General features: G+C 60.6%; 3 protein-coding genes. All 3 read left to right on the top strand.

From position 1 onward, the window contains the following. Positions 1–272: 272 nt before the first annotated feature. The 3 genes from QT386_RS23115 (at position 273) to QT386_RS23105 (ending at position 2350) form a co-directional block, all read left to right on the top strand. Positions 273–1298 (top strand): DNA-binding protein, encoded by a 1026-nt coding sequence (locus QT386_RS23115; protein ID WP_289276118.1) that lies wholly within the window; start codon positions 273–275, stop codon positions 1296–1298. Between the two features lie 261 nt (positions 1299–1559). Then, complete coding sequence (locus tag QT386_RS23110; protein WP_289276117.1) at positions 1560–1775, top strand: hypothetical protein; 216 nt, start codon at positions 1560–1562, stop codon at positions 1773–1775. Then, positions 1772–2350, top strand: a complete 579-nt coding sequence (locus QT386_RS23105) for a hypothetical protein (protein ID WP_289276116.1) — start codon at positions 1772–1774, stop codon at positions 2348–2350. The genes QT386_RS23110 and QT386_RS23105 overlap by 4 nt, the downstream gene beginning before the upstream one ends. The last annotated feature ends 497 nt before the right edge of the window (positions 2351–2847 follow it).

Here is a 2847-nt window from a genome sequence, read left to right as displayed (position 1 = left end):
CGAACACGGAAGTGAAACGACACAGCGCCGATGATAGTGTGGCAATAGCCATGTGAGAGTAGGACACTGCCAGGCTCTTAAAGAAGTGGAAAACCCCCGTAGCCATGCTACGGGGGTTTTTTATTGGCCAAGCTGCATGATGTACCCAGAAAATCAGACCTGATTCAACACAGCCACGCTCTGCAGGCTGTAGCCTTGATCAAACCGACGATACTCAACCGAGTCGTGGGTACATGCGCAAAGGATGGGGCGATGACACCGGGAGACCTGAAATGGGCGTGACCCTTGCAGACGTTACACGTGCAGCCGACCAGCTCATCGCCGAAGGCGAGCGGGCTACGCTCGATAGCGTCCGGCGCATCCTGGGTGCCGGCTCGCCGGGCACCGTCAATGCGCTGCTGAAGCAGTACTTCCAGGCGTTGCCCGGACGCCTGAAGTTACCGGCGCCCATCGCCACGGCCGCTGCTGAGCTCTACGACCAGGTGCGGGCAACCGCCTTGAAGGAACTGACCTCCGAACGAGCCGCACAGGAAAAGGACATGGCGGATGAGCGTGCCCGCCTGGCGCAGGATCGCCGTGATTTCGAGGCCGAGCGCGGCGCCGTCCACCAGCGTGTTGCCGATTTGAACGGCGAACTCGATCGCCTGCGTGAGCAGCTCAAGGGCACCAACGCCAAGCTGGTCGCCACCGAAAAGGAATTGGCCGCCCAAGTCACGCGTGCGACGGCAGCGGAGTCCCAGCTCCGCGCGGTTGACGACGAACGCGAGCGTTCCGCCCAGAAACATGCCGGCGACCTGGCGCGGCTGCGCGAACAGGCCGAGGGCAGCGAGCGGCACCTGCAGGGCCGAATCGAAGAACAGAAGACGCAGCTCCAGCGCCTGACCCAGGACCGCGAGCGGGAAATGGCCACGGTCACCAAGCAAGCCGCGGACCTGGAGATCTCCGTGTCCGAAGGCTCGAAGCAGATCGCGTCGCTGCGCGCGGAACTGGCTACCACCCAGCGTGACTTGGCCAAGCGCCAAGAGGCCGTGTCGTCGGCGGAGACAGCTCTGGCTCGTGCCCAGGATCAGGCAACAAAAGATCAGGCAAACAAGCAGGCAGACCTGGAGCGCGCACGAGGCGAGATCGAGTTGCTGAGCAACCAGGCCGAGCAGCACAAGCGAGACCGCGACGAAGCCATCCGTGAAGCCGGCAAACTCGAAGGACGGTTGACGGCACTGCAAGGGCAGCTCGCCGAAGCCAAGGCAGAGATCACGCGCCTGCAGAAGGCCAAGTCCGTCGAGGCCAGCGGCAACTGAGTGTCTAGGAAAATCTGGTCGTACCAGCCACCCTTGGTCTAGTAGTGACGAAAACCTTTTCCTCCCGACACATATGGACGGGGGTTTCGGGCTGTGCAACTTAACATAATATACATTATTCATATTTCAAAGACGTTTTCCGGGGCGCGAGGCGGCTTTGGCTGTGGTTTAAGGCGTATTTCCCGCGTCCTGACGGTTGCGTCAGGTCAAAGCTCGCGTTTACCGTGGGGTAAACCCCACACCCCGATTTGAGGACATGAGATGAGCGTTGATTCCTGGGGCGGCGGCAGCGATCAAGACCCGAAGCTGCGGCTAAAGGAGGTCGCCGCGCGTGAGCGGCACAAAGCGGCCTCCCTGAAACGCAAGGCCATCGGGCCTTCGAAGAACATGCAGGTGCTCTCAACCATGGCACTGCTGGCCGTGGCGCTCTATGGAACCTTCAAGCTCGCTTTAATGGCACTCGCTTGGATGAAATGAACGACCTGAAAGCACCGCTGCGGTATAGAAAAACCGCGCATTCAGATAACACCTTCACATGGCTTCTCGGCCTTGGCTTGGCTTTGGTTGCCCTGGTCGGTTTCGAGCACTATCAATCTGTTCAGGCCGAGAAAGCGGCCATTGAACAGCAAGCAGCGCTAGAAACTCAACAGCGGCTTAAGACCGAGCAGATAGCCGCCGCTCAACGCGAGGTTGATCTAACGAGGAACTACAGCGGAAGCGCTCAAACGGCGCCGGAGAGCAGCCATCCGGTTCCGCGTGATCCGTATCAAGCGGAGCGGAACGCTTTGGAGGCCATCGAGATCATGCATGGCACGAGGCGTATACAGCGTGAATGGGACCGGAAGCAGTACTCGGATTCGGCACCTGATCCGGTGATCGTCGGGAATTCGGCGCGGGCGGAGTCTTGGGAGTGCGCGCCGTTGAGAAGCCGTAGGGCCAACATCGAGGCTCGGATGCGTGATGGGTTCAGGAACGGTCAGGAGTACCGCGATAGCCTGAACAGCATTTGGAAAGAAATGGTGACCCTGGGCTGCGATATGCGACGTATGTAAGCGTTGCGGGCTCTGGGGAGGCCCAGGGCGATTGCTAGGTCGCTCGCGCTCCCGTCGCCACGCCCTAGCCCTCCCCGTCGCCCTCGCGCGCTTTCTAGGTGCTGGGCGCGGCCTGCAAGGCGGTAGCTATCGGGTTCTCGCGCTTAGGCTCGTCTACGATGGGTTCCGGGCCTGTCCAGGGCGTGGCAATGCCGTCCTCAACGCGACAGGCCCAGCCGTATTCATCGGGGAAGCAGTTTTGGTAGTGAGCCGGCTTGAAGGTCCGGCCGCTGGCCAGGTAGAAACGCCGTCGTTTGGGGGTCTCGATGACGCCGACGAGGCGCCAAACCTTCGAGGGTCCTGATGGAGCTACGCCAGCTGTGCGCAGCCCTTGAGCTGTTGGCGCGCAGCGAAAGTTGACCCAGGGTGCGCAGCGAAAAGTGACCCACCTGTAAGGGTTGAGAGTCTAGTTCAAATCTGTGGGTAAGTTGGTCTTTCGTGCTTTGGATCTGTTCTCC

Origin of the sequence: Solimonas sp. SE-A11, assembly GCF_030345715.1 — a bacterium.
Taxonomy (GTDB): domain Bacteria; phylum Pseudomonadota; class Gammaproteobacteria; order Nevskiales; family Nevskiaceae; genus Solimonas_A.
The sequence above is the reverse complement of the archived record's forward strand: the minus strand, read 5'-3'. Positions and strand labels throughout refer to the sequence as shown.